We start from the raw sequence: 24,687 nt of genomic DNA on the forward strand, positions 1-24,687 counted from the left end.
GCGCTGCTGGCCGGCCCCGGCGCCGCCGCGGCCATCGCTGATCCGGTAGGTGCCCGCGCTGTGCCAGGCCATCCGGATCATGAACGGGCCGTAGTTGCCGTAGTCGGCCGGCCACCAGTCCTGCGAGGTGGTCAGCACCTCCGCGATATCCTGTTTGACGGCCGCGAGGTCGAGGCTCTTGAACGCCTCGGCGTAGTCGAACTCCTCGCCGAGCGGGTTGGAGACGGCGGGGTTCTTGGCGAGGATCTTCAGGTTGAGCCGCTCCGGCCACCACTGGTGGTTTCCGCCACCCTGGGTCGGGTGCGGGGCGCGCTCGTGCGCGACCGGGCAACCGCCTCCGCCCTCCGTCTTCGCGTCTACGACGATTGCATCATGGTTCTCAGACATGGGAATCCTTCCGAACTATGCGGATCACGGTGCTCAGGAACCGCGGGTGGTGGAACAGCCGGGGCACAGGCCCCAGTAGATGACCTCGGCCTCGTCGATCAAGAAGCCGTGGTGGTCGGACGTGGTCAGGCAGGGCGCCTCGCCGACCGCGCAGTCGACGTCGGCGACGGCACCGCATGACCGGCACACCACGTGGTGGTGGTTGTCCCCGACGCGTCCCTCGAACCGGGCCGGGCTGTCGCCTGGTTCGAGACGGCGTACGAGTCCCGCCGCGGTGAGCGCGTGGAGGGCCTCGTACACGGCTTGCAGGGAGATGTGGCCCACGCGATCGCGCACCCCGGAGGCGATCGCCTCGACGTCGAGGTGGTTACCGTCCCGGACGGTCTCGAGCAGTGCGACGCGGGCGGCCGTCACTCGCAGGCCTGCCCCGCGTAGCTCCTCGGCGGTGGTTGGAGTCCCGGGTGCGGTCATGGTGCCAAACCCTAACGTCATAAACACGAACTGTACAAGACAACGAACAGTACAAGTCTAGCGCCGTGTCGAGCGATGTTCGCCCCGTTATGGTGTGACATGTCGCTCTGATGGTGATCTTGGGGGCGCAGCACGGTCGGGCCGTCTCGGCGGCGGAACGCGTACGCGTACGCGGAATCGATCACGCTACCGGCACCCGGTTACGCAAGATCGCCAACAGGGCGAACGCCGCCTGACGCGGCACCGGCTTTCACGCGGCCCCGAGGTGATCGCGGTCGTCGCGCGGCAGGGCCGTCACGTGCCGGACGCGGTGCCCTGCCGCCGAGAGGCGTCAAAAGCCGAAACCAAGGTGCCATGCTGCCTTTCCCGGTAGCGTCCGATCTTCAGGCAGGCGCCGACCCGTCAACGACCCCCTCCCGAAGGAGGGGGCTTGAGGCGCGGTAATGCGCTTTGAAGCCCCGCGTTGACCAGCCCTGGCCGTCAGTTCAAGGAGGTGCGTTTTGATGGCCACGTTGAACATGAGATCGCAGACCCACCGGCAGGTGCTTCCTCAGCCTGCCGCTCTGGAATGCGTGGGAGCAGACACGCCCGAGGGTGGGCACGAAACGGCTCACGGACACCGCCGCCAGGCGGTATCTGGTGTTCAACCTGGGCGAGGGGAGATCGAGCGGACCGGCACCCGCTCTGCTCGGCGTCACCCCGAGGACGCTTCGGTGTCTGAGGGAGCGAACCGTGAGGTTCACCCGGCCGTGTTCGTCCTGGACGCCCGCGGCCACCCGCTCGACCCCTGCCACCCTGCCCGTGCCCGCCGCCTGCTGGCGGCCGGGCGGGCGGTCGTGGCCCGTCACACCCCGTTCGTCATCCGTCTCAAGGACCGGTCGGTTGCCGATTCCACCGTGGCAGGTGTGCAGGTCGGTATCGACCCCGGCTCCAAGCACACCGGCCTGGCCGTGTTCACCGACCACGACGGGAGCCGGGCCGGACGGTATGCGATTCAGCTCGACCACCGGGGCGCACTGATCCGCGACAGGCTCACCTCACGGGCCGCGTACCGGCGAGGTAGGCGGTCGCGGAACCTGCGCTACCGCTCTCCCCGGTTCCTCAACCGGACCAAGCCGAAAGGGTGGCTCGCGCCGTCCCTGCGACATCGCGTCGACACCACCATGTCGCAGGTGACGCGGCTGACTCGGTGGGCGCCCGTGACCGCCGTCCACGTGGAGAAGGTCTCCTTCGACACCCACACCCTCTCGGCGGGCAAGCCGTTGGAAGGCGTTGAGTATCAGCAGGGCACCCTCGCCGGGTACGAGGTCCGTGAATACCTGCTCGCCAAGTGGAGCCGGGCGTGCGCGTACTGCGCCAAGCAGGACGTGCCGTTGAACATCGATCACATCCACCCGCGTTCCCGGGGCGGCTCGGACCGGATCAGCAACCTCACCCTGGCGTGCATCGGCTGCAACCAGGCCAAGAACGCCACCCCGATCGAGGAATTCCTCAAAGGCAGGCCCTCCCTCCTGGCGAGGATCCTCCGGCAGGCGAAGGCTCCGCTGCGCGATGCCGCCGCCGTCAACGCCACCCGGTGGGCGCTGTGGCGGGCACTGGAAGCGACCGGCCTGCCCGTTCACACCGCGTCCGGTGGCCGTACGAAGTGGAACCGGTCGCGTACCGGCGCGCCGAAGTCCCACACGTTGGACGCGTTGCACGTCGGCGAACTGGAGAGCGTGACCGCCTGGCCGTCCACGGTCCTGGTGGTCACGGCGACCGGTCGCGGCAGCTACGCCCGCACCACCCCCGACCGATACGGGTTCCCCCGTCTTATCCGGCCACGGATCAAACTGCACCACGGCTTCCAAACCGGCGACCTGGTCCGGGCGAACGTCCCGGCAGGCAAGAAGGCCGGGGTTCACGCCGGGCGAGTCCTGGTCCGCTCCTGTGGCTCGTTCGACATCACCACCCGGCACGGCCGCGTCACCGGGATCAACCACCGGCACATCCGTCATCTTCAACGCGCGGACGGCTACGGCTACACGACCCAGAAAGAAGCCGATCGACATGACTGACCGGTCAGGGCACGCTCGGGCCTTGGCGGCCCTTCCGCTCCCGGTTCCTCCCCGGCCTGGGGGCCGGGGCATCCTCGGGAGGTTCTGGTGAAGAAGCTGATCGTCCGGCTCTGGAGGCTCGTCAACGGCTCGCTCCAGTGGCGCATCCTCTGGCTCCGGCACGCCAAGTTCACGGTCGGTGTGACCGGGGTCGTGCGTGACGCGGACGGCAACGTTCTCCTGCTGAAGCATCGCTTCTGGCCGGTGGGCAGGCAGTGGGGGCTGCCGACCGGCTGTGCGAACAGGTCGGAGACCTTCGAGGACACGGTCTGCCGCGAGGTGCGGGAGGAGACCGGGCTGAAGGTCCAGGTGGGAGAACTCGTTCAGTTGAAGAGCGGCTACAAGCTGCGCCTGGAGGTGGCGTACGAGGCCGAGTTCATCGGTGGCACGCTTGAAATCGACGATTTCGAGATTCTGGAGGCGAGATGGTTCGCCCCGGACGAACTGCCGGAAGAGATGCAGGAGTCGCACCGTCTTCTCATTCACCGCGAGCATCTCTAGCCTCCGCGCCGTGCCCGGCGCCGGGCGGTCACCTCGGTCGAGGACGCCGACCACGACGGAATCCGGAAGCTCGTGGCCGGCCGGTCGTGCCCTCGGCGGAACGGGTGTCCCCGGGTCTCAGCCGGTGGTCTCTTCGACGATTGAGTCGACCCGGTCGGGATAGAAGGCGACGTGGTCCTTGATCTCGGCGACGGCCGGGTGCGGCGACTCGTAGAACCACACCGCGTCCACCGACCGCTTCCCGTCCGTCGTAACGGTGTAGTAGCTCGCGTCGCCCTTGAACGGGCAGTAGGTGGCGGTGCCGGTCCGCTCCAGCAGCGAGCGGTCGACGTCGGTGATCGGGATGTACTGAACCGGCGGGTACGTCGCCTCACGCAGGGTCAACGCCCGCCGCGAGTCGGCGACCACCCGGCCGCCCACCGAGACGACGATCCGGGCCGGATTCGCCTCGATCGTGATCGGGTGATCGGGGCCGGGCTGCAGGATGGGCTTTTCGGTCATGGCGCGAACTCCTTTCTTCCAAAGGTAGTCCGCCGGAGCCTCGGACCGCGCTGCCGCCACCATCGGCGGTTCGATGATCGCATCGCTCCGGTCACCTCGGAGGTCGACGAGGAGTGGGGACGGCTGAACGCCATACGCACGCTTCCGACGATGGACGGGCTGATCGCCGCGATGGCCAGGGTGAACGGCTGGACCCTGGTCAGCCGGAACGTCGGGGGCTTCGACGGCACGGGGCTGTCCGTCGTCAACCCGTTCGACGCCGCCGGGCATCCGCCGGGCGCGTAGGATCCGACAGCCGGACAACCGGGGCGAGTGCGAGGACGTGGCGTGAGTTTTGAACTCGGGGTCTGGCTCGGGGCCGAGCCGATCACCGCGCAGGAGGCGCTTCGCAGGTATCTCGTCTGGAGCCGGAGCGACGCCGTCCCCGGTGAGCCGAGCCCGGAGACGGCGGCCTTCTACGAGGAGCTGACCTCGCTCTTCCCCGACCTGACCGCCGAGAACTACGCGGTCTCACCGTGGTCCGCACCGCTGATCGTGGGGGAGGAGTTCGTGCTGATGGACGCGGTCTTCCCGCGCGCCGGAGAGGTGTGCCGCGTGGTGCTGGAGCTGGCCCTGAGGCATCCTCTGGTGCTGTTCGAACCGTAGGTCCGGCGCGCGTCCGCCTTCAGGGGGAGACGGTGTCCGCCCAGCGACTGATCTTCTGCCCGCCGGAGCTTCAACGGCCCGTTCTTGTCCGGGCCGCTGCCTAATGTCCCTCATGGCGAAGGCGCCGCACGTTTGCGTCCGGGCGATCCGGACCGGTTCTCGGGAGATGCCGTCATGACCGTGTGGGAAGAAGTCCGCGACCTCATCGGCACCGGCGATGCTTTCAAGGTCGCGGCCAGGGTCGCCGCCCTTGACGACGCCGGGCGCGCGGAGGTGGCACGGGAGTTGCCCGGCCACCTCCCGGTGGCCCGGCAGGAGATGAGGGCGGCGGTGGAGAAGCGACGGTCCGACCGCTGGAACGAGCGAGACCGGGCCCGGAGGGCCCGGGGGGAGGCGTACAAGCGGTTCGCCCGCGAGCGCGGGATGTCCGATGCGGAGATCCACCGCCAGTGGGCGATGACCGACGGCTGGGGCGGCGACATGGAGGGCACCTGGGAGGATCCCTGGCCGGCCACCCCGGAGTACGGCGCGGGATACCCGGACAGGTCCGAGTACGACGCCTGGGTCGACCCGATGCGCGTCGCGGGAGCGGGCACGCTCCCCTGCGCGGCCGCGGCCTCCTGGTTTACCCGGCGCGGTTTCGAACGCGTCGGGGAATCCGCCGATCTCGTCGAACCGGTGCTCCAGGTGGTCGCCGCGCGTCCCGCCGAGTGGCAGGCCGATCTCGCCGTACGGCTCGCGCTGCGGATCCGCGTCCGGCCCGGGCGGTGGGAAGGCGACCTCGGAGACCGGAACCTGCCGCTCGCCCTGGCGCTGCTGCGCCACACCGGTGCCACACCGCCCGACCACGACCCGCTCGTGGTCGGTTGGGCCGACACGCCGCCGACCGCGGAGCGGCTGCGCGAGGACCCGCTGCTCGACGTGCTGCTGCCCAGGCTCTTCCAGGCGCAGGGGGTGGGCCGCGCGCTGCGCGAGGAGCGGGCCGACCCGCTCGCCGCCGAGTCGTGGCTGGGCGCGCTGCGCACCCTGGCCGCCGAGGGAAGGGTGAGCCGGGAGGTGTTGCTGGAGGGTTGCGTGGGCCGGTTCCTGCGCGGGGGCGGCGCGACCGACCTGCGGTTCTTCGCCCGCCTGCACGAACTGCTCGAACCGTCTCCCGCCGAGGTGGCCTCCCGCGCCGGTGACTACCTGCGGCTGCTGCCGGCGGCGCCGGGGCCGGTGGCCGAACTGTCGCTCAGGCACCTGCGCCACCTGGACTCCCTCCCGCGGGACGATGCGAACGACCTCGACTCCGACGACGTGAGCGAGGCCCTGTCCGGCCTGCTGTTCCGCGCGGAGGGCGGGCTGGTCAGGTCCGGGCTGGCCTGGCTGGACCGGTTCCTCCAGCGGGAGCCGGAACGGGCCGACGAGCTGTCGTCGGCCCTGGCGGCGGTGCTCGGCCACGAGGCGCCCGCCGTCCAGGAGCGGGCCGTGCGCCTGCTGGTCGGGCACGCGGCGGCCTTCGGCCCGTTCGGTGCCGAGGCCGTACGGGACGGGGCCGGGCAGCTGCCCGCCAGCCTGTCCAACAGGCTGGTCGCGGTCTTCGGCGGAGATCTCCAGGAGGAACCCGAGCCCGAGCCCGAGCCGGAGCCGGAGCCGGAGGAGCCCGGCGTGCTCCCCGCGCCGCCGCCCGCCACTGCGTTCCCGGTGCCGCGGACGCCCCAGCAGGTGGCCGCCCTGTGCGGGAAGAAGGACTGGGTCGAGGCCGAGGGGTTTCTCGGAGGGTTCGTCCGCCTCGCCGCCGAAGATCCCGGTGGGCTCCGGGACGCGCTGGCGGCACACCCCGCGAGGCAGCCGACGCAAGGCAGCTGGACGAGTCCCGAGTGCTGGGGTGCCGCGATCGCGGCGGAGTTCGTCGATCCCGGCGCGGAACCCCTTCCGGATGGCCTCGCCTCCCCGGAGGAGACCAGACCCGGGTGCGGGATCCGCCCTGCCGACCCGCGACCGGAGTCGCCGTGGACGAGGCTTCCCGGCCGGGATGAGGTCTGCGCGCCGGAGTGGCTCGTGCTGCGTCGTCACGCGGAGATCCTGGCCGCGCTCAAGGAGGGTGTCCTGCCGCCGCTGCTGCTGGCCACGCCCACCCTCTCCACCGGCCACCTCGACCCCGTGGAGCTGGTCGCCCGGATCGAGGAGCTGGAGGCGGCGGGGGTGGAGCCGCTCCCGGCCGATCTGGCGCAGGCGCTGCTCAGGCTGCCCAGGACCGTCGACCCCGCCGCGGTGACGCGGGCCGCCGCGCTGACCTCGGCGGCCGGGCGCGAGGCCGCCCGCCGGCTGGCGGGGAGCGGGCTGCCCGATCCGGTGGTGACCGTCCGCCGGTTCTGCTCTCCCGGTGCGAAGCCGGGCTGGAAGCTCACGGAGGATCCGGCCGGACACTGGCTCGACGAGCGCGAGCCGCAGCGGGCTCTCAAAGCGTGGCAGACCCTGGCGGTGGCCTCCATCACCCCGGGCGACATCACCCCGGGCGACATCATCCCGAGTGACATCACCCCGGGCGCACCGGCCGGTGAGCGGACGGTCCGTGCCGCGGCGTCGCTGATCGCCGAACTCCTGGTCTCGCCGCCCCGGTTCCTGGAGGAGGGGCGCGGCCATCACGGCAAGCTGATCGGCTGGTGGCCGGGCGTCATGCCGTCCCACCGCGAGGTGATCGCCGCGCACATGGTCCCGCTCCGGTTTCGCAGCGACTGGACCGGTGGCCTCGTCGACGGGCCGCGGCTCACCGACCTCGCGTGCGCGCAGGGACCGGTCGGGCAGGCGACCGCCCTGCTGCTGGTGGAACGGCTCGCCCTGAGCATGTCGGTGTACCGGCGCCGGGCCGTGCAGTACCTCCTGGCCACCGGGGACCTGCCCGCCGCCCAGCTGGGCACGGAGTTCGGGGAGCGGATACGCCGGTCCTGGCTCTCGATCTCCACGTTCCGGACGATCATGGAGGACGCCGTCTGCGTGGGCACCCACCGCGAGGCGTGGGCCATGATCGCCGCCGCCCTGCCCGGCCTGCTGGCCGTTTCTGGCGGGCGACCCCCCAAGGAACTGGTCGACTTCCTCGCCTTCGCCCGCCGGGTGGCCCGGCAGGCGAAGGCGACCGGCGAGATCCCCGAGGTCACGGCGGTCGCCGGGCGCAAGGGCTCCACCCAGGTCATCCGAGAGTGCCGCGGGCTGCGCGACCTGCTCTCCGCGCCGTGACAGCCGGACGGCGTCGTTCTCGATCGGCGTCGGCCACGGTCAGCGGCTGACCCTGTCGGACGGGCGGAGCAGGTCGAGGTCGGCGCGGCGGGGGAGGCTCTCCCAGTCGCCGTCGGCGGTCACCGCGAAGGCCCCGGCGGCGGAGGCGGTGGCGAGGCGCCGCTCGGAGGTCGCCCCGGCGAGGGTCTCGGCGATCCAGCCGGCGGCGAAGGCGTCCCCGGCGCCCACCGGGTCGAGCTCGGTGACCCGGTAGGGCTCCGCGTGCCGTACGGCGCCGTCGGAGAGCTCGACCGCGCCGAGGGCGCCGCGCTTGATGAGGACGTGGCGCGGGCCGAGGTCCGACAGGGCGTGGGCCAGGGTGAGCGGGTCGTCGCCCTCGACGATCAGCCTGGCCTCGGCCTCGGTGGCGAACAGGACGTCCACGGCGGCGACGGTCTCGCGCAGCGCGGCGGACGCCTCGGCGGGCGTCCACAGGGCCCGGCGGTAGTTGACGTCCATCGACACGATCGCGCCCGCGTCGCGGGCCTCGACGATCGCGGCCCGCACCGCCTCGGCGGCCGACGCCGACAGCGCGAGGGTGATACCGGTGACGTGCAGCACGCGTGCCGAGCGGATCAGCGAGACGTCCAGGTCGGCGGGGCGGAGCCGGGATCCGGCGCTCGCCGAGCGGTAGTAGCGCACGTCGACCACCTCGGACGTGCGCCTGCTCTTGATCATCAGGCCGGTGGGCGCCTCGGGATCGACCAGCATCCCCCGTACGTCGACGCCCTCGCCGGCCAGCGTCGAGCGGAGCAGTTCCCCGAACTCGTCGGCGCCCACCCTGCCGATCCAGGCCGCGCGCCCGCCGAGGCGGCAGACGCCGATGGCCACGTTGGACTCCGCGCCACCCACGCCGAGCCCGAAGTCGCGGGCGTGCCTGAGCGGGCCGGTACGCCGCGCGCTGAACAGCGCCATGCTCTCGCCGAGCGTTACCAGGTCGGTCATGGGAGAGGAGTCGTCCTTAGGGAGTCGGTGCCGGTTTCGCCGGTCAACGGGTCGTGCCGGTGGTGAGGTCGACACCGGTCCTGGCGTCGGCGGGCGGACCGTGTCCGGTTTCGCCGGTCACCGGGTCGCCCCGAGCTTCCTGGAGATGCGCAGGGCCGTCTCGGCCACCAGGGGTCCCAGCTCTCGTACCCTCGTGGCGGTGATCCGGGAGGTGAGACCCGAGATGGAGATCGCCGAGATGGCGACGTCGTTGTGGTTGAAGATCGGCGCCGCGACGCAGCGCACCTCGGGCTCGTTCTCCCGGTCGTCGACCGAGTAGCCCCGCTGCCGGACCCGGCCCAGCTCGGTACGGAGGCGCGCGGCGTCGGTGATGGTGTGCCGGGTGACGTACGGCAGCCCGGCGGCCACGATCTCCTCGACTGCCTCCTCCGGCTGCCAGGCGAGGATCGCCTTGCCCACGGCGGTGCGGTAGACGGGAGCGCGGCTGCCGATGCGCGAGGCCATGCGCACGTTGGTCTCGTTCTCGACCTTGTCGATGTAGACCACGTCGGGCGGGTCGTAGACCACGAGATGGACTGTCTCCCTGGCCTCCGTCATCAGCCGGTGCGACTCCTCGGCGGCCACGGTCCGCAGGTCGAGCGTGGCCAGGTAGGCCTGCCCGAGGTGGAGGGCGCCGCTCCCCAGCCGGTAGGCGCCGCTCCTGCGGTCGCGTTCCAGCAGCCTGGCCTCGATGAGCGGGGTGGCCAGCCGGAGCACAGTGCTCTTGGACATGCCGAGCGCCTCGGCGAGCCGGGTGAGCGACAGGCCGTGGCCCGCGCCCGCGTGGTCGCGTACGTGCGTGAGGACGGCGAGGGCGCGCCGGAGCGAGGCCGACTGGTTGCGTTCCGGGGCGGGCTCACTCATCACGGCTTTCCATGCTGCTCCGGCAGATCGAATACCAGGTCAAGGTAGGCGAGCACGCCACCTCGCGCCACTTTGCAGCACAACCTTCTGCATTGCACAACAAATCGGTGATCCGCTTCCCGTGGCGGACGGGGCTTCCTAGGGTCTGCCGCCAACAGGAGGAGGCGCTTTGAAGTTCCTGAACATGGCCGTGGCGGGTGTGGCCCTGCTGGCCCTCGCCGCGTGCGCGCCGTCCACCGCCCCGTCGGCGGGCGGCGGCGACGAGAAGTCCGGAACCCTGCGGGTCTGGCTCTTCGACGAGCCCAACCATGCTCCCAAGGAGAAGGTGGTGGAAGAGGCGATCAAGGAGTTCACCGCGGCCAACGCGGGGGTGAAGGTCGAGGTCACCTACATCCCGACGACGCCGGCCCGGCACGAGAAGTTCAAGGGCGCGTTCAACGACCCGGCCAGCGCCCCCGACGTCGCCGAGTACGGCAACACCGACCTGGCCGAGTACGCCGCCGCGGGCGGCTTCGCCGACCTGAGCGCCGACCTCGCGAGCTGGCCGGAGGGCAAGGACATCGGCACGGACCTGCTCGGGTCCGCGACCGTCGACGGCAAGGTCTACGGCCTGCCGTGGTACATCGGCATCCGGGCCCTCTACTACCGCACCGACGTCTTCGAGGAACTCGGCCTCAAGCCGCCCACGACGATCAAAGCCCTGACCGAGACCGCCCGCGAGATCCGTGAGAAGAAGCCCGACCTGTACGGCGTCGCCGTCGGAGGGGAGTACACCTTCGGCGCGCTGCCCTTCGTCTGGGACGCCGGAGGCGACATCGAGAGCCTCGACGGCGACGCCGCCCGCAAGGGCGTGAAGAGCTACACCGACCTGCTCAAGGATGACAACTGCCCGCCGCAGGCGTGTGCGAGCCTCACCGGCGGCAAGACCGTCGAACTGTTCGCCAGTGGCAAGGCCGCGATGGGCATCCTGGGCAACTTCAGCAGGTCCGCGGTGGACGCGGGCGCGGCGGCGGGCAAATACGCGGTGGTGCCGCTGCCGGGCACCGAGGAGGGGACGATCGCCCCGGCCTTCTCCGGCGGCAACAACCTCGGCGTCATGAAGAACAGCGGGCACCGCTCGCTGGCCGTCAAGTTCGTCCAGTTGCTGGGTGGCAAGACCTACCAGACCAAGATGTACGAGGCCATGGGTAACCTGCCCACCCTGACCTCCGCGCGGGACGAGCTCGCGGCCTCGGACCCCTTCCTCAAGCCGTTCCTCGACACCGTCGCGGCGGGCACCCGCTTCGTGCCGATCGACCCGGCCTGGGTGAAGATCGACAACCAGAAGGTCATCCCGACCATGCTGCAGAAGATCGCCACGGGGCAGTCCACAGTCGAGCAGGCCACCGAGGAGGCCGCCGCGGCGGTGAAGGCGGCGTTCGGCCGGTCATGACCACCGCCACCACGACGACGGCGGGCTCCGGGGCCGGGGTCCGCCGGGCGGTGCCGCGCCCCGGCGGCGGGCTCAGGCCGTGGCTCTACCTGCTGCCCTCTGCTGCCGTGCTGCTGCCGCTCTTCGGCTACCCGATCTACATGCTCGGCCTGCTGTCGGTGTTCGACTACCGGCAGGCCCAGGTCAGCGGGGGAGAGCCGACGAGGTTCATCGGCTTCGAGAACTACGCGACGCTCCTGGGCGACCAGCGCTTCTGGTCGGTGCTGGCGCAGACCCTGGTGTTCGCCGCGGCCCTGGTGGTCGCGACGCTGGCCGTCGGCGCGACCCTCGCCGTCGTGCTCACCAGGGCGGGCCGGGTGCCCCGGCTGCTGCTGTCGCTGGCGGCCATGGCCGCCTGGGCCGCGCCCGCCATGACCGGCTCGACGGTCTGGATGTTCCTCTTCGACGCCGACCTGGGCCTGGTCAACCAGGTCCTGGGCATCGAGGGCTATAACTGGTTCTACGACAAATGGGTGACCTTCGGGGTCGTCGGTGCCACGGTGGTCTGGCACTCCTTCCCATTCGTCATGGTGACCCTCTACGCCGGGATCCAGGCCATTCCGGTCTCCGTTCTGGAGGCGGCAGCCCTGGACGGCGCCTCCGCGTGGAACTCGTTCTGGCGGATCATCGTGCCGATGCTGCGGCCGCTGATCACGATCGTGGTCATTCAGTCGATCATCTGGGACTTCAAGATCTTCACGCAGATCTATGTGATGACCAACGGCGGCGGCATAGCGGGGCAGAACTCGGTGCTCAACGTCTACGCCTACCAGACGGCCTTCGGCTCGTCGGAGTACGGGCTTGGCGCGGCGATCGGCGTCGTCATGACCCTGATCCTGCTCACGGTCACCCTCTTCTACATCCGAGCCCTCTACCGTACGGGGGAGAAGCTGTGAGCAGGTCCCGCCTGGTCGCCAACACCGTGGCGCTGGTCACCGCGTTCGTCACCTTCTTCCCGATCTACTGGATGGTGCTCTCCGCGCTCAAGCCCGCCGGGGAGATCCAGTCACTCCAGGTGCGCCCGTGGACCCTGGCACCCACCTTCGAGCACTTCCAGCGGGTGCTCGGTGGCGAGAACTTCGGCCGCTACCTTCTCAACAGCCTGGGTGTCGCCCTGACCGTCGTCGTCCTGTCCGCGCTGGTGGCCTTTCTCGCCGCGGTCGCGGTGACCCGGTTCCGCTTCCGGTTCCGTACCACCGTGCTGATCATGTTCCTGGTGGCGCAGATGGTGCCGGTGGAGGCGCTCACCATCCCGCTGTTCTTCCTCGTCCGCGACCTCGGCGGGGTGGTGCCCGGCGTGGGCCTCAACACCCTGGGCTCGCTCGTCCTGGTCCACCTGGCGTTCTCGCTGCCGTTCGCCGTCTGGATGATGAGGGGGTTCGTGGCCGCGGTGCCCGAGACGCTGGAGGAGGCTGCGATGATCGACGGCGCGAGCCGGCCGGTGATCCTGTGGCGGATCCTCTTTCCCCTCGTCGCACCGGGACTGGTCGCCACGAGCGTCTTCTCGTTCATCACGGCCTGGAACGACTTCATCTTCGCCAGGACCTTCATCATCTCGGCCAGGGACAACCAGACGCTGCCCTCGGCCCTGCTGGTCTTCTTCAAGCCCGACGAGAACGACTGGGGCGGCATCATGGCGGCCTCGACGCTGATGACCGTTCCTGTGCTGATCTTCTTCGTGGCCGTCCAGCGCAGGCTGGTGGCCGGGCTGGGCGGGGCGGTGAAGGACTGACACCCGCCGGGCTCCGTTCCCCTCTGTACCGATAATTTTTGCCTGGACCAGGGCAGAACTGTCCCTCGGGATGGTTGACAGGCCAAAATTGGTCCGTGGTCAGGATCGGATCGGTAGGAATGAGCGATTGCGAGGGTGGGAGGCTTCCGCCAGTTCTGGGCCAGTTGTTCGCTGACAGGGCCGACGGAAGCAGCGAGGGTGAGGGCCGGAAGCTCTCGGTGGACCTGCCACCGGGTGACGTGGTGTGGCCCGACCCCGGTTACGCTCAGCTCTCCTTTCGTCGCCGTCCGGCGTTCTGGCTCAGCGAGGTGGCCGTCTCAGGTGAGTACTGGGCACGGCTGCGGGCGCAGCACGAGCACTCCGGCCTGTGGCCGGTGCTGCTGGAGGACTCGGTGCAGCCCTGGTCGGCCGGTCAGATCGCCCCGGACACCGCCGTCGAGATCGACAACTACCACGCCGCCGCGTTCATGGCCGAGGTCTGGTCCGACTGGATCGCCAAGGCTCACATCGACCAGCTCGAAATCCTCGACCCCTTCGGAGTCGAATGTCCGGGTCCGGCCCCGGCGGGAAGGCTCGCCGCCGATCCCGGCGTGGTCGCCGACTGGTACGCGGGCCTGGTGGCCGAGCGCAGGACCCCGCTCGGACTCGTCGCGGTCGAGCGCGGGGCCGACGCCCTCGCCGTCATGGGCTGGCAGGGCGCCCTGAACCACAACGAGTGGATGGTCCCGCTCGCGGCGGTGGTACGGAGCTGGGAGGACAGGTTCGGGGTGCGGCTGGTCGGGATGGGGTTCAACACCCTCGACCTCAGCGTCGCCGCGCCCCCGACGACCTCGGAACACGCCCTGCACGTCGCCGCGGAGCACTGGACGTTCTGCCCCGACAGCATCATCCAGGGCGCGGGGAACCTCATCGACTACGCCGAGCAGATCAAGGGCAGGAACGCCTGGTCGTTCTGGTGGGACTGAGCCCGCCCCGGGGTGCCCTTCGTCAAGGGAGGGCTTCCTCGGGGAGCGCGGATTCCCCAATGTGGATCTTTGAGGGGGATCTACCTCGGGGATGCTCTCCCCCCGGGCGTGGAAGGGCTTCGGGCACGGGGCTCGGGGTGTGATCACCCTCGCGCGACTGGGCCCCTCGTGGGCGCGGAAGGCCCTCGGACACGGGTCTCCGGGGTGTGAAACCCGAGATCGGCAAGACGTTCTCGCTGGTAGGGCGGTTGTTGGTGGGACGGGGTCTCCGATGGGGCTTTCTTGAAGCTTGTAGGTAGATCTTCTGGGGTTTTCATGACATTTGCTTTGCTTTGTCCGGTTTCGGTGGGTAGTGTCCACGGATATCGGTTGGCGACCTGCCCTTCACAAGAGGGAGCGGCCGGCCGACGTCGAATCCCACCGGGCCCGCGGGGCCCAGGGAGCCGGGGAACCACTTTCCCGGGGTGAATCCGCCGCGAACGTGCGGCGGTAGGGCAACTCCATCGCCCGAACCCGTCAGCTAACCCGGTAGACGAGCTGGAGAGGAGATCCCCCTCATGGATCACCGCGTCACCGCGTCGGTGCCCGTCCTGCCCGTGCCGACCACCTGAACTTCATCTCTGTCCTTCGTCGCCGCGCCTGAGCGTGGCACCTGGACCGTGCTCCGCGTAGCGATCCGCTGATCTCGCCACGCCGCTTTTCCGAAGAGCGCGTCCCCGCCAGTGCACCCCTTGCCGTGTGTCGCAGCTGGCTGCCCCGTTCCCTCGTGAAAGAGCCCCTTCTTCATGCGTCTTCCCTTTGACCTGCCCAAGAACGGTCTGATCAAGAACCTCTCGTACAAGAACCGTCTCACCACCGCCGCCCTCGTCGGCGCGAGCGTGCTCGTCTCCGGCGGCGTCGCCTCCGCGCTGCCCGCCTCCCCCGCCGTCGCCGCCCCCGCCTCCGCCGCCTCCCCCGGCGCGGACACCGAGGTGGCCGCCAACGAGGTCGTGCTCCTCAAGGGCTCGACCAGGGCCTCCTACTTCTGGGACGACTCCTCGGGCCGGGCCGGCGACACCGGTCTGCCGGCCAGTGGCAAGCCGATGCAGAAGGGCATGATCGCCAGCCCGAGCTGGCCCCTGTTCACCGAGGGCTACGTCGTCTACAAGGGCAAGAAGGCCAAGTTCTTCGTCGGTGACCGCGGTCCCGGCGTGCCCTCCAACGTGGGCGTCATGATCGACCTTGACGCCAAGACCTTCGCCGACCTGACCGGTGGCCGGTTCAACCCCGCCACGCTCGGTGTGGACGGTAACGGCGGCATGGGCCACATCGACGTCAAGTACGTGGTCACCAAGTGGGGTGACGGCGTGGGCAAGAAGAACCACCCCGTGGCGTTCTCCACCGGTGCCTGGCGTTACCGGGACGCGAACCCGGCGAAGCCTCCGCAGACGGTCCTGGTCAAGGCCGAGCAGTCCAAGAAGGCTGTGAAGGCCCAGCAGGTGAGCCAGACGTTCGCCAAGCCCAAGATCATGTCCGAGCCCCTCACCGCGCCCGGGGCGATCGTCGCCGCCAAGCCGGTCGCCCTGTCCGGCGCCGATGCCAAGGCCGCCGAGCAGGGTGTCCGGGACCTGGGCGCCACCGCCCCGGTGGCGGCCGCGACCCCGGCCGGTTCCTCCGCCACCACGGCCGCCACCCTGGCCCTGGTCGGAGTGCTCGCCGCGGGCGGTGCCACCTACCTGGTCGCCGGCCATCTCCGCCGCAGGGCGGTCGCCGAGAAGAGCTGAGGTCCGGCGCGATCGATGAGCTCACCGCCCCGGTAACGCCCGGGCGGTGAGCCCCTGCCGCGGCCCGTGCCCTTTCTGAAAGGGCACGGGCCGCGGCAGGATCAGACCTCGAGCCTCTCCTCGATGCCGCGCAGGATGTGCCGCGCGAGCGCGAGGTTGGCCCGGTTCCGGTCGAGGGCCATGTAGATGAACAGGCCTTTGCCGCTCCGGCCGGAGAGCGGGCGGATCACGTGGTACTGCGTGCCGAGGGTGATGAGGATGTCCTCGATGCCGTCCTTGAGACCGAGCGACTCCATGGTCCGCATCTTGGCCTTGACGACCTCGGTGTTACCCGCGGCCGCCACCTGGAGGTCGAGATCCTTGGAACCGCCGAGCGCGCCCAGCGCCATCCCGCTGTTGTAGTCGACGATGACCGCGCCGATGGCGCCGTCGATCGCCATCATCTCCTTGAGAGAGATGTCCATGTTGCCCATTTCTGTCTCCGATCACTGGGTTATCGACATGCGCGAGGTGATGGCGGCCAATCTGGCCGCCGTCTTGCGACCCTCCAGCCGGAGCAGCCCGAGGTTGGTCCCCGGGCGTGCCAGGACTGTGAGGACGATCTTGGGTCCGGCGGCGTAGCAGGCCGCGTAGCCGTTGGTGCCGGAGATCAGCGTCTCCTCGAAGGTGCCCTTGCCGGCCATGCCCGTCATCCGGCGGCTGAGGGCCAGGAGCGCGGAGGAGAGCGCGCCGGTCTGCTCGGCGGCGGTGTCGCGGCCCAGATCACTGGCCAGGGTCAGGCCGTCGACGCTGCACACGATGCTCCCGTCCACGTCGGGGATGCGCTCTCGCAGCAGCGCCATCTCCCGGCGTATCTCCTCACGCAGTTCCACCGGCACCCTCCTTCCGATCAGCTTCAGCGTCCGCAGCCTTATCGGCGGCATCGAACCAGGCTCAAGTCAGTGCCTCCAATGCGTTCCTGAGCCGGATGAGCAGGTTGACGTCGGTCGGATCCCCGGTGGCTCCGGGGAGCGACGCAGGCGTCGCCAGGGAGCCCGTTCCGGCTGCCGGGATCTCCGTGGCCCCCCTCGTCCGTCTCGGCAGCGGGTCCTGCGCGGCGGGTGCGGCGGCCGTGTCGGGTTCCGGGACGCGCAGCAGCCCACGGGAGGCGAGCTGCCGTACGGCGAGCAGCACCGAGTACGCCGGGCGGCCCAGCTTGCGTGCCAGGTCGGCCGGGGTCGCCGTGGAGTCGGCGCCGACCAGCACCTCCCACTGCAGCGAGCTCAGCACCACCCGCTGGGCGGCGACGCGCCTCCGCGGGACGACCGGGAGCGTGTCCAGCTCCGCGGACGGCCAGGTCTGTTCCAACTGCGCCTTCCTCCGCTTGCACTCCCGGAGCAGGCCGGCCGCGTCGAAGTACCACTGCGGTCCGAGCCAGTGCCGCTCTCCCCGCCGGAACCTGGGCCGGTGCCCGGTCGACTCCAGCAGGAAGTAGCTGGCGTCGAGCACCGTGCTCAGCACGCAGAACTCCAGCTCGCCCTTGGTGAGCAGACCCTGGGCGAGGAGCCGGTCGCCTCCGAGGATCTGCGGGGCGGCGACCGGCGGCTCGCCGCCCCGCAGATCCTCGGTCGCGGACTGCCTGGCCTGTCGTACGGCGTGGGCGGAGATCCCGCGGCAGGCCGCCAGCAGGTCCTCCAGCCGGGGGGCCGCCGCGCTCTCGGCATAGGTCACGCGGCCGTCGGTGAGATAGATGGCGCCCGCCTTGCCGAGGCGGAGCGAGCCGGTGGCGCGATCACTGGCGAGCCCGCTGAGGATGATCTCGACGCTCGGCACGGCTTCACGTCGATATCAGGCGGCCGGAAAGGGCCTGGAGGCGGTGGCGGGCCAATGCCAGGTTCGACCGTTCCAGGTCGAGCCTGACGTAAATGACCAACGGGCCGTCGAAAAGCGTTTCCAACGGCCGCAGCAAATGGTGGCCGCCGTCCGTGGTTATGATCATGTCGTCGATCCGGACGGTGCCGCCCGGTGCGGTGACGGCGAGTCCGTCCAGCGTCGCGCGCAGGGTCTCGCTCAGCCCCGCGGCCGATCGCTCCACGTCACCGTGGCGGCTCGCGCCGCCGGTCGCCACGACCGTCCCGCTGGTCTGATCGATGAGGATCGCGTCCAGGGCACCGGGGATGGCCATTACCTCAGTGAGGCAGTCTTCGATTCCGAGCACGTGCTCTCCCTTGCCGGCGACTTCAGGCGTCGCCCGGTCAGCGTAGGGAAAGCCCTCGGGACTCGTTCTTTCCAGCCAGTGCCTTGATAGGAAAAAGCGTAGGATTCACCAACCGAGTAGGAAGATATACACCCCGGGTGGAAATCAACCCGTTGGCTGGTCGGTGATAATCGCCTTTTCGTCCGGCTTGAAAACAAGAATGTTCTTCACATAGGAATTCACCGCGGCGGGCAGGCCGACGTCGTTCCCGGCCTCCTCCGACAGGAACCAGCGGTGGTCGAGCACCTCGTGGAAGAACTGGGCGGGCTCCAGCTTGCCGCGCAGATTCTGCGGGACGGCCTCCACCGTGGGCTGGAAGACCTCGGCCAGCCAGCGGTGGGCCACGATCGCCTCGTCCTCGTGGCGCAGGCCGTACGACACGCGGAAGCAGTCGAGGTCGTTGAGGAGCCGCCTGGCCTGGTTCTCCTCCACGTCCAGGCCGGTGAGCCGGAGCAGCCTGCGCTGGTGGTGCCCGGCGTCCACCACCTTGGGGCGGACGATCAGCCGCCCGGTGCCCGCCTTGCGGCGGACCATCATCTCGGCGACGTCGAAGCCCAGCGAGTTCAGCCGGCGGATCCGCTGGTCGATCATGTGCCAGTCGACCTCCTCGATGATGTCGTCGGAGGTGAGCTCACCCCAGAGGCGGTGGTAGCGCTCGCAGATGGAGTCGGCGACCTGTTCGGGGTCGATGGAGGAGTGCAGCAACCCGCCCGCCTCCAGGTCGAGCATCTCGCCGAAGATGTTGGTGTGCGCCACCTCTATGTCGTACAGCCGCTGGCCCTCACTGATCATGGGATGCAGCTCACCGGTCTCGGCGTCGACGAGGTAGGCGGCGAAGGAGCCCGCGTCCCGGCGGAACAGGACGTTCGACAGTGAGCAGTCGCCCCAGTAGAAGCCGCCGAGGTGCAGCCGTACCAGCAGCACGGCCAGGGCGTCGAGCAGCCGGTTGAGCGTCTCGGGGCGGACCGTCCCGGACATGACCGCCCGGTAGGGCAGCGAGAACTGCAGGTGCTGGGTGATGAGCGCCGAGTCGAGCGGCTCGCCGGCGGCGTCGGTCCGTCCGGTGACCACCGCCACCGGCTCGACCGACGGGGTGTCCAGCCGGCTCAGGTCCCACAGCAGGCGGTACTCGCGCTTGGCGTAGTACTCGCTGATCTCCTTGATCGCGTACACCTTGCCCGCCAGGCGGGTGAAGCGCACCACGTGCCGGGAGATGCCGCGCGGCAGGGAGACCAGGCGGTGCTCGGGCCAGTCCTCCAGCGGGACGTCCCAGGGCAGGCGGATGAGGTCCGGATCGCTCGGGGCGCCGGTGAGCTGGAGAGGCATCGGGTCAGTCCTCGCGAAGGGGGTGTACGGGGCGGGGCCGCGTCGCGCTCGGTCCTCGCGACGAGGGCGTACGGGCAAAGGGCGGTCGTGTCGCGGTCAGTGCTCGCGGCGGGGGAACGTGGGCGGGTCGAAGGCGCGCCGGACCACCGCGGCGAGCTGTTCCTCGGTGAGCACGCGGGGCTCGCCGACGCCCTTGGCCCGCACGTAGACCTCGCAGAGCCACTCCAGCAGCCTGGTCGCCTCGAAGGCCCCGTCCAGGTCGTCGCCGATCGTGACCCCGCCGTGGTTGGCCAGCAGCGCCGCGCGCCGGTCCGCCAGCGCGGCCCGGACGGAGGCGGCGAGCTCGGGCGTGCCGTAGGTGGCGTATTCGGCGACGCGGACGGTCCCGCCGAGCAGCAGGGCGTTGTAGTGGATGGGCGGCAGCTCGCTCATGGTCGTGGCGACCACGGTGCCGAAGACGGAGTGGGTGTGCACGATCGCGCCGGCCTCGGTGGTCGTATAGACCGCCAGGTGCATGGGGGTCTCCGAGGACGGCTGCAGGTGGCCCTCGACGAGGTGGCCCTCGACGTCGACGATCGGGCAGGCCTCGGGTTCCAGCCGGTCGAGGGAGACGCCGCTGGGCGTCACGGCGACGAGTTCGCCCGCGCGCACGCTGAGATTCCCCGCGGTTCCGACGACCAGTCCGGTCGTGGCGGCTCGGCGGCCGTACTCACACAGCAGGCGGCGCTGCTCGGCCAGCAACATGCCGTCAAAAGTAGGGGCTTGCGGTACCGGGCGGCAAACCCTCATTATCTGGTCTAGACCGGTTGCCGCCCCTTGGCTACCGGCGAGCACGGTTCCTTTATCTCCCTGGCGGCGGCCACGTCAATGGTTCCAGGGAAATATCGGCCACTGTGTGCCGTTCTGTCATTGAATTGCACCTCCTCGGCGTTTGGTAGCTAGCGGATAGGTCGCGAGGACATCACGGCTCGGTCTAGACCGGCTGGGAAGTCTTGACGCTGGACTCCGCGGATACGTACCTTCGGGCAAACGTTTAGGAAACTTTCCTAATTGATCCCCCGTTCAGGAGGGTTGCATGTCAAACTCGGTCGGTACGCCCGGAGACATCACCCGGCGGCAGCTGCTCCGCCGGATCGGCATGAGCGCTCTGATCGTCGGTCCAGGCGCCGGGTTGCTCAGCGCCTGCGCCACCGGTGGCGCGGCTCCGGCGGCCAGCACCTCGGCGGCCCCCTCCGCGGGTGGCGCGATCTCCGCGGCGAACCCGTTCGGCGTCGCCGCCGACGCGCCGCTTGAGGTCGTCATCTTCAAGGGCGGCCTCGGTGACAGTTACGCCACCGAGGTGCACGAGCCGCTGTACAAGAAGGCGTTCGCCCAGGCACAGGTCAAGCACGTCGCCACCCAGCAGATCGCACAGACCCTGCAGCCGCGGTTCGCCGGCGGCGACGTCCCCGACGTGATCGCCAACTCCGGCACCGACCTGATGGACAACGGCGCCCTGCAGCAGGAGGGCCAGCTTCTTGAGCTCACCGAGCTGTGGGACGCCCCCTCGATCGACGACCCGAGCAAGAAGGTCCGTGACCTGGTCGCGCCGGGCACCGTCGAGTCGGGTCTCCTCGCGGGCAAGCCGTACCTGATGAACTACGTCTTCTCCGCGTACGGCCTCTGGTACGACTCCGCGCTGTTCGAGAAGAACGGCTGGACCCCGCCGAAGACCTTCGAGGAGTTCAAGGCCTTCGCCGAGAAGGCCAAGGCCGCCGGGATCACCCCGTTCGCGTACGCGGGCAAGAACGCCTCCTACTACGCGTACTGGATGATCCTCATCTCCGCCGCGAAGATCGAGGGCAACCAGATCCTGCTCGACGTCGACAACCTCGTCGACGGAGTCTGGCAGCGCGACTCCATGAAGCAGTCCGCCGCCGCCTGGGCTGAGATCGGCAAGTACATGGACAAGTCCTTCGAGGGCCTGATCCACACCGAGGTGCAGCTCCGCCAGAACCAGGGCAAGGTCGCCCTCTACCCCTCCGGCTCCTGGCTGGAGAACGAGCAGAAGGAGCAGACCCCCGAAGGCTTCAAGTACGCGCTGTCGCCCACTCCCAGCGTCACCGCGGCCGACAAGATGCCGTTCGAGGCCATCCGCGCCGCCGCCGGCGAGGCGTACATCGTCCCGGCCAAGGCCAAGAACCCCAAGGGCGGCCTGGAGTACCTGCGCATCATGCTCTCCAAGGAGGGCGCGAGGGGCTTCACCGAGAAGTCCGGCAACATCACGGTGGTGACCGGTGCCGCCGACGGCCTGGAGCTGTCGCCGGGCAACGCCAGCCTCAGCGCCGCGCAGAGCGCCGCGGGCCAGAACATCGTCACCTTCAGCAGCTTCGAGAACTGGTACAAGGAGTTCGAGACCGAGCTGCGCAAGCAGACCAACGCGCTGATGTTCGGCCGCATCTCCGCCGACGAGTTCTGCGAGAAGATGCAGAAGGCCGCCGACAAGACCAAGGCCGACTCGTCCATCACCAAGCAGACCCGGACGGTGTAGCCCCGATGCGGCAAGGCAAGTATCCGTTCATCGTCGGCTTTCTCGCCGCGCCGGTGCTCCTCTACGTGGTCTTCGTGGTCAGCCCGTACATCCAGGCTTTCTACATCGCGGTGACCAACTGGAAGGGCATCTCGGCGAACCCTCAGTTCATCGGCCTGGAGAACTTCGCCAGGCTCCTTGACGACGAGGTCTTCTGGGCTGCGGTGCGTCACCACGGTGTTCTGCTGCTTGTCATGCCGCTGGTCACCATCGTGATCGCCCTGTTCTTCTCCTTCCTGCTCAACCTGAGCGGCGGGCAGCGGGGCGGGCGGATGACCGGGATCTGGGGCTCGAAGGTCTACCGGGTGATCTTCTTCCTGCCCCAGGTCCTGGCCGTCGCCATCGTCGGCGTGCTCTTCCAGGCGATCTACCGTCCGGACGGGACCGGCGTGATCAACGGCCTGCTCGGCAAGGTCGGCATCGAACCGGTCGGCTGGCTCATCGATCCCGACATCGCCCTGCTGGCCATCATCGGCGTGATGGTCTGGCAGGCCGTCGGCTTCTACGTGGTGCTGTTCTCGGCCGGCATGTCCTCCATCCCCAAGGACGTGTTCGAGGCCGCCGCCCTCGACGGCGCGGGCAGGTTCACCCTGTTCTTCAGGATCACGATCCCGCTGCTCTGGGACACCATGCAGGTCGCCTGGGTCTATCTCGGCATCGCCGCCTTCGACGCCTTCGCCCTGGTCCAGGTCCTCTCGGTCGACCGCGGTGGGCCCGACAACGCCACGACGGTGCTCCCGATGGAGATCTGGCGCACGGCGTTCAACTTCTCCAAGTTCGGCTACGCGTCGGCGATGGGCGTGGCGCTGTTCTTCATGACCATCACGTTCGCCGCCCTCACCCTGCGCGTGACCCGGCGCGAGAGGATCGAGTTCTGATGGCCACGGACACGGCTCGCAAGCCCGCCGCCTCCCGCCCCGCCGCCCACGCGCGTGCCAGGCGGACCAGGGGCTCGCTCGGCCCCTTCGGGGTGCTGTCCCACCTCGCGCTGCTGGTCTGGGCGATCCTGATCGTCGGCCCGATCCTCTGGACGTTCCTGGCCTCTTTCAAGACCAACACCGAGATCTTCGGGGACGCCATCACGCTGCCCGCCTCCTTCGGCTGGGAGGCCTGGGGCCGGGCCTGGGAGAAGGCGCACATCGGGCAGTACATGCTGAACACCGTCTTCGTGGTGGCGTGCAGCACGGCCGGCACCATGTTGCTCGGCTCGATGGCCGCGTACGTGCTGGCGCGCTACACCTTCCCCGGCAACAGGGCGATCTACTTCCTGTTCGTGTCGGGGATGACGTTCCCGGTCTTCCTCGCGCTGGTCCCGCTCTTCTTCGTGGTGAAGAACCTGGGCCTGATCGACACCCACCTCGGCGTGATCCTGGTCTACATCGCCTACTCGCTGCCGTTCACCGTCTTCTTCCTGTCGGCGTTCTTCAAGACGCTGCCCACCTCGGTGGCCGAGGCGGCGATGATGGACGGCTGCTCGCACACCCGGACGTTCTTCCAGATCATGGTGCCGATGGCCAAGCCGGGGCTGGTCAGCATCACGATCTTCAACATCCTGGGTCAGTGGAACCAGTACCTCCTGCCGATCGTGCTGCTGTCGGGCAACGTCGAGGACAAGTGGCTGATCACCCAGGGCGTCGCCAACATCTCCACCAGCGCCGGTTACGAGGCCGACTGGCCCGGCCTGTTCGCCGCGCTGAGCATGGCCATCATCCCGGTCATGATCGTCTACATCATCTTCCAGCGCCAGATCCAGTCGGGTCTCACCTCCGGCGCGGTCAAATGACCGGATCCGGTCAAATTACCGGCTCCGGCGAGTAATCCCGAGAGTGTCGTCAGGAGTCGTTCATATTCGGAACGACTCCTGTCCCCTCTCCACGGAGAAACCCGACCCATGGCCCACCCCGACCAGGACTTCCCCTTCCCCTTCTTCGGAGCGGGGGAGGCGAGTTATTACATGTGGGCCGAAGTGCACGTCCGCTTCGCCCGGCAGCCCACGGCCTCCCAGTGCGCGGTCATCGTCGACACCGTCCCGGCACCCCTGCGCGGGGCGCTCGACTGGTGCGAGGGGCGCCAGCTCATGGTGGCCAGCGGCCTGTTCCTGCACGGTACGGTGGCCCGCTCCTACCCCGCGCTCGGCGGCGAGTCCGACCGGATCGGCGACGACGGCTGGCTGTACGCCGCGCCCTCCCGGATAGCCGCGCTCAACGCCGACATCGAGAGATGGCTGCTCCGCATTCACCGGGAGTGCCCGATCCTGGCCGCCTACCGCGCCGAGGACCCCGACAGCGGCGGCACCCGCCTGTCCGGCTGGCACGACTGGAGCCTGTCCCGGCTACCCGGTCTGCTGCCCGAGCTGGAGCCCCTCCTGGAGGGGACCAGCCATGCCACCGCCATGGCCCAGGGCATCATGGCCATGGCCCGGCGCGCCGGGAGCCTGCCCCGGCTTGGTGTCCTCGCCGGGGACGTGATCTCCTGGGAGGATGAACCTGCTTGACGACTCCGCGGTGGACGACCGGCTCACCGGCCTGCCCGAATGGCGGCGCGAGGGAGACGAGATCCGCCGGAAGATCACCGCCACCGACTTCCCGACCGCGATCCGCATCGTGGACGAGATCGCGGTCGAGGCCGAGAAGCTCAACCACCACCCCGACATCGACATCCGCTGGCGCACCCTCCACCTCGCGCTCAGCACGCACGACGCCGGCGGGCTGACGGAGATGGACTTCACCCTGGCCGCCCGCATCGACGAGATAGCCGCCGCCAACGCCTGAACGCCGAGCGGTTCGGCCGCGGGTATCGACGAGACAGCCGCTCTTCGTCGTCCAGGGCATGGTCGTGCTCGGCTCGCGCCCTGGCCCATCGCTCGGCCAGGTTGGTCACCTCAGGTGGTACTTCGCTCATGCTGGGGACGCTACCCACGG

The 24,687-nt window shown here is 69.4% G+C and carries 25 protein-coding genes, 1 pseudogene and 1 riboswitch; of the genes and pseudogenes, 15 read left to right on the forward strand and 11 right to left on the reverse strand.

The annotated features are described in order from the left end of the window. Nucleotides 1-387 (reverse strand): annotated as a pseudogene (locus ABT130_RS39610) (catalase/peroxidase HPI); the annotation flags it as partial. 33 nt (nucleotides 388-420) lie between these two features. Beyond that, nucleotides 421-858: a Fur family transcriptional regulator gene (locus tag ABT130_RS39615; protein WP_350912678.1), complete on the reverse strand. Its 438-nt coding sequence runs from the start codon at nucleotides 856-858 to the stop codon at nucleotides 421-423. Nucleotides 859-1,571: 713 nt separating this feature from the next. Here ABT130_RS39615 and iscB point away from each other — a divergent pair. Next, complete coding sequence (iscB, locus tag ABT130_RS39620; RefSeq protein WP_350964502.1) at nucleotides 1,572-2,915, forward strand: RNA-guided endonuclease IscB; 1,344 nt, start codon at nucleotides 1,572-1,574, stop codon at nucleotides 2,913-2,915. Nucleotides 2,916-3,002: 87 nt separating this feature from the next. Next, on the forward strand, nucleotides 3,003-3,455 hold the full coding sequence (locus ABT130_RS39625; protein WP_350964504.1) for an NUDIX domain-containing protein: 453 nt from the start codon (nucleotides 3,003-3,005) through the stop codon (nucleotides 3,453-3,455). A 117-nt stretch (nucleotides 3,456-3,572) separates the two neighbouring features. Here the strand turns inward: ABT130_RS39625 and ABT130_RS39630 are convergent, their stop codons facing one another. Continuing rightward, the gene (locus tag ABT130_RS39630) at nucleotides 3,573-3,956 is read right to left on the reverse strand and encodes a DUF427 domain-containing protein (protein WP_350912687.1); all 384 of its coding nucleotides are present in this window, start codon (nucleotides 3,954-3,956) and stop codon (nucleotides 3,573-3,575) included. Nucleotides 3,957-4,106: 150 nt separating this feature from the next. On the opposite strand from ABT130_RS39630, the gene ABT130_RS39635 reads away from it, so the two are divergent. From ABT130_RS39635 to ABT130_RS39645, 3 genes are all read left to right on the forward strand, one after another. Then, nucleotides 4,107-4,241: a PIN domain-containing protein gene (locus tag ABT130_RS39635; RefSeq protein ID WP_350964507.1), complete on the forward strand. Its 135-nt coding sequence runs from the start codon at nucleotides 4,107-4,109 to the stop codon at nucleotides 4,239-4,241. Between the two features lie 42 nt (nucleotides 4,242-4,283). Further along, nucleotides 4,284-4,601: a hypothetical protein gene (locus ABT130_RS39640; RefSeq protein WP_350912689.1), complete on the forward strand. Its 318-nt coding sequence runs from the start codon at nucleotides 4,284-4,286 to the stop codon at nucleotides 4,599-4,601. A gap of 174 nt (nucleotides 4,602-4,775) precedes the next feature. After that, nucleotides 4,776-7,817 (forward strand): DUF6493 family protein, encoded by a 3,042-nt coding sequence (locus ABT130_RS39645; RefSeq protein ID WP_350964510.1) that lies wholly within the window; start codon nucleotides 4,776-4,778, stop codon nucleotides 7,815-7,817. A 39-nt stretch (nucleotides 7,818-7,856) separates the two neighbouring features. On the opposite strand, the gene ABT130_RS39650 is transcribed toward ABT130_RS39645, so the two are convergent. Both ABT130_RS39650 and ABT130_RS39655 read right to left on the reverse strand, forming a co-directional pair. Beyond that, nucleotides 7,857-8,801 (reverse strand): sugar kinase, encoded by a 945-nt coding sequence (locus ABT130_RS39650; protein WP_350964512.1) that lies wholly within the window; start codon nucleotides 8,799-8,801, stop codon nucleotides 7,857-7,859. 117 nt (nucleotides 8,802-8,918) lie between these two features. Continuing rightward, a complete protein-coding gene (locus ABT130_RS39655; protein WP_350964515.1) occupies nucleotides 8,919-9,704 on the reverse strand; it encodes an IclR family transcriptional regulator in 786 nt (261 codons plus the stop codon). A 169-nt stretch (nucleotides 9,705-9,873) separates the two neighbouring features. On the opposite strand from ABT130_RS39655, the gene ABT130_RS39660 reads away from it, so the two are divergent. The 5 genes from ABT130_RS39660 (at nucleotide 9,874) to ABT130_RS39680 (ending at nucleotide 15,635) form a co-directional block, all read left to right on the forward strand. Next, nucleotides 9,874-11,136, forward strand: a complete 1,263-nt coding sequence (locus tag ABT130_RS39660) for an extracellular solute-binding protein (RefSeq protein ID WP_350964517.1) — start codon at nucleotides 9,874-9,876, stop codon at nucleotides 11,134-11,136. Beyond that, nucleotides 11,133-12,071 (forward strand): carbohydrate ABC transporter permease, encoded by a 939-nt coding sequence (locus ABT130_RS39665; RefSeq protein ID WP_350964520.1) that lies wholly within the window; start codon nucleotides 11,133-11,135, stop codon nucleotides 12,069-12,071. The genes ABT130_RS39660 and ABT130_RS39665 overlap by 4 nt, the downstream gene beginning before the upstream one ends. Beyond that, nucleotides 12,068-12,907, forward strand: coding sequence for a carbohydrate ABC transporter permease (locus ABT130_RS39670; protein WP_350912703.1), 840 nt, complete (start codon nucleotides 12,068-12,070; stop codon nucleotides 12,905-12,907). Before ABT130_RS39665 ends, ABT130_RS39670 begins: the two co-directional genes overlap by 4 nt. Nucleotides 12,908-13,071: 164 nt before the next feature. Then, entirely contained in the window at nucleotides 13,072-13,872 is an 801-nt protein-coding gene (locus tag ABT130_RS39675) for a DUF4253 domain-containing protein (RefSeq protein WP_350964522.1), read from the forward strand. A 398-nt stretch (nucleotides 13,873-14,270) separates the two neighbouring features. After that, nucleotides 14,271-14,422, forward strand: a riboswitch (cyclic di-AMP (ydaO/yuaA leader). Between the two features lie 235 nt (nucleotides 14,423-14,657). Next, nucleotides 14,658-15,635 carry a hypothetical protein gene (locus ABT130_RS39680; RefSeq protein WP_350964525.1) on the forward strand — a complete coding sequence of 326 codons (978 nt, stop codon included), beginning with the start codon at nucleotides 14,658-14,660 and terminating at the stop codon, nucleotides 15,633-15,635. A gap of 101 nt (nucleotides 15,636-15,736) precedes the next feature. Here ABT130_RS39680 and ABT130_RS39685 read toward each other — a convergent pair whose 3' ends face one another. The 6 genes from ABT130_RS39685 to ABT130_RS39710 all read right to left on the reverse strand — a co-directional run bounded on the left by ABT130_RS39685 (nucleotide 15,737) and on the right by ABT130_RS39710 (nucleotide 19,941). Next, entirely contained in the window at nucleotides 15,737-16,108 is a 372-nt protein-coding gene (locus ABT130_RS39685; RefSeq protein WP_326643438.1) for a hypothetical protein, read from the reverse strand. Between the two features lie 12 nt (nucleotides 16,109-16,120). After that, nucleotides 16,121-16,507, reverse strand: a complete 387-nt coding sequence (locus ABT130_RS39690) for a roadblock/LC7 domain-containing protein (RefSeq protein WP_350930394.1) — start codon at nucleotides 16,505-16,507, stop codon at nucleotides 16,121-16,123. 61 nt (nucleotides 16,508-16,568) lie between these two features. Beyond that, complete coding sequence (locus ABT130_RS39695) at nucleotides 16,569-17,447, reverse strand: hypothetical protein (RefSeq protein ID WP_350964528.1); 879 nt, start codon at nucleotides 17,445-17,447, stop codon at nucleotides 16,569-16,571. 4 nt (nucleotides 17,448-17,451) lie between these two features. Further along, on the reverse strand, nucleotides 17,452-17,832 hold the full coding sequence (locus tag ABT130_RS39700; protein WP_030911916.1) for a hypothetical protein: 381 nt from the start codon (nucleotides 17,830-17,832) through the stop codon (nucleotides 17,452-17,454). Nucleotides 17,833-17,976: 144 nt separating this feature from the next. Next, nucleotides 17,977-19,197, reverse strand: coding sequence for a DUF4032 domain-containing protein (locus ABT130_RS39705; protein WP_350964531.1), 1,221 nt, complete (start codon nucleotides 19,195-19,197; stop codon nucleotides 17,977-17,979). Nucleotides 19,198-19,293: 96 nt separating this feature from the next. Next, nucleotides 19,294-19,941 carry a class II aldolase/adducin family protein gene (locus tag ABT130_RS39710; protein ID WP_350964534.1) on the reverse strand — a complete coding sequence of 216 codons (648 nt, stop codon included), beginning with the start codon at nucleotides 19,939-19,941 and terminating at the stop codon, nucleotides 19,294-19,296. A 331-nt stretch (nucleotides 19,942-20,272) separates the two neighbouring features. On the opposite strand from ABT130_RS39710, the gene ngcE reads away from it, so the two are divergent. The 5 genes from ngcE to ABT130_RS39735 all read left to right on the forward strand — a co-directional run bounded on the left by ngcE (nucleotide 20,273) and on the right by ABT130_RS39735 (nucleotide 24,537). Next, the gene (ngcE, locus tag ABT130_RS39715; RefSeq protein ID WP_350964536.1) at nucleotides 20,273-21,727 is read left to right on the forward strand and encodes an N-acetylglucosamine/diacetylchitobiose ABC transporter substrate-binding protein; all 1,455 of its coding nucleotides are present in this window, start codon (nucleotides 20,273-20,275) and stop codon (nucleotides 21,725-21,727) included. A gap of 5 nt (nucleotides 21,728-21,732) precedes the next feature. Next, entirely contained in the window at nucleotides 21,733-22,644 is a 912-nt protein-coding gene (locus ABT130_RS39720; protein ID WP_350930399.1) for a carbohydrate ABC transporter permease, read from the forward strand. Then, nucleotides 22,644-23,549, forward strand: a complete 906-nt coding sequence (locus tag ABT130_RS39725; RefSeq protein ID WP_350964538.1) for a carbohydrate ABC transporter permease — start codon at nucleotides 22,644-22,646, stop codon at nucleotides 23,547-23,549. Before ABT130_RS39720 ends, ABT130_RS39725 begins: the two co-directional genes overlap by 1 nt. Nucleotides 23,550-23,657: 108 nt before the next feature. Further along, a complete protein-coding gene (locus ABT130_RS39730) occupies nucleotides 23,658-24,260 on the forward strand; it encodes a hypothetical protein (RefSeq protein WP_350930401.1) in 603 nt (200 codons plus the stop codon). Next, entirely contained in the window at nucleotides 24,247-24,537 is a 291-nt protein-coding gene (locus tag ABT130_RS39735; RefSeq protein WP_350930402.1) for a 4a-hydroxytetrahydrobiopterin dehydratase, read from the forward strand. Before ABT130_RS39730 ends, ABT130_RS39735 begins: the two co-directional genes overlap by 14 nt. The last annotated feature ends 150 nt before the right edge of the window (nucleotides 24,538-24,687 follow it).

Origin of the sequence: Streptosporangium sp. NPDC001681 (assembly GCF_040298085.1) — a bacterium.
In the GTDB taxonomy this organism is placed as follows: Bacteria; Actinomycetota; Actinomycetes; order Streptosporangiales; family Streptosporangiaceae; genus Streptosporangium.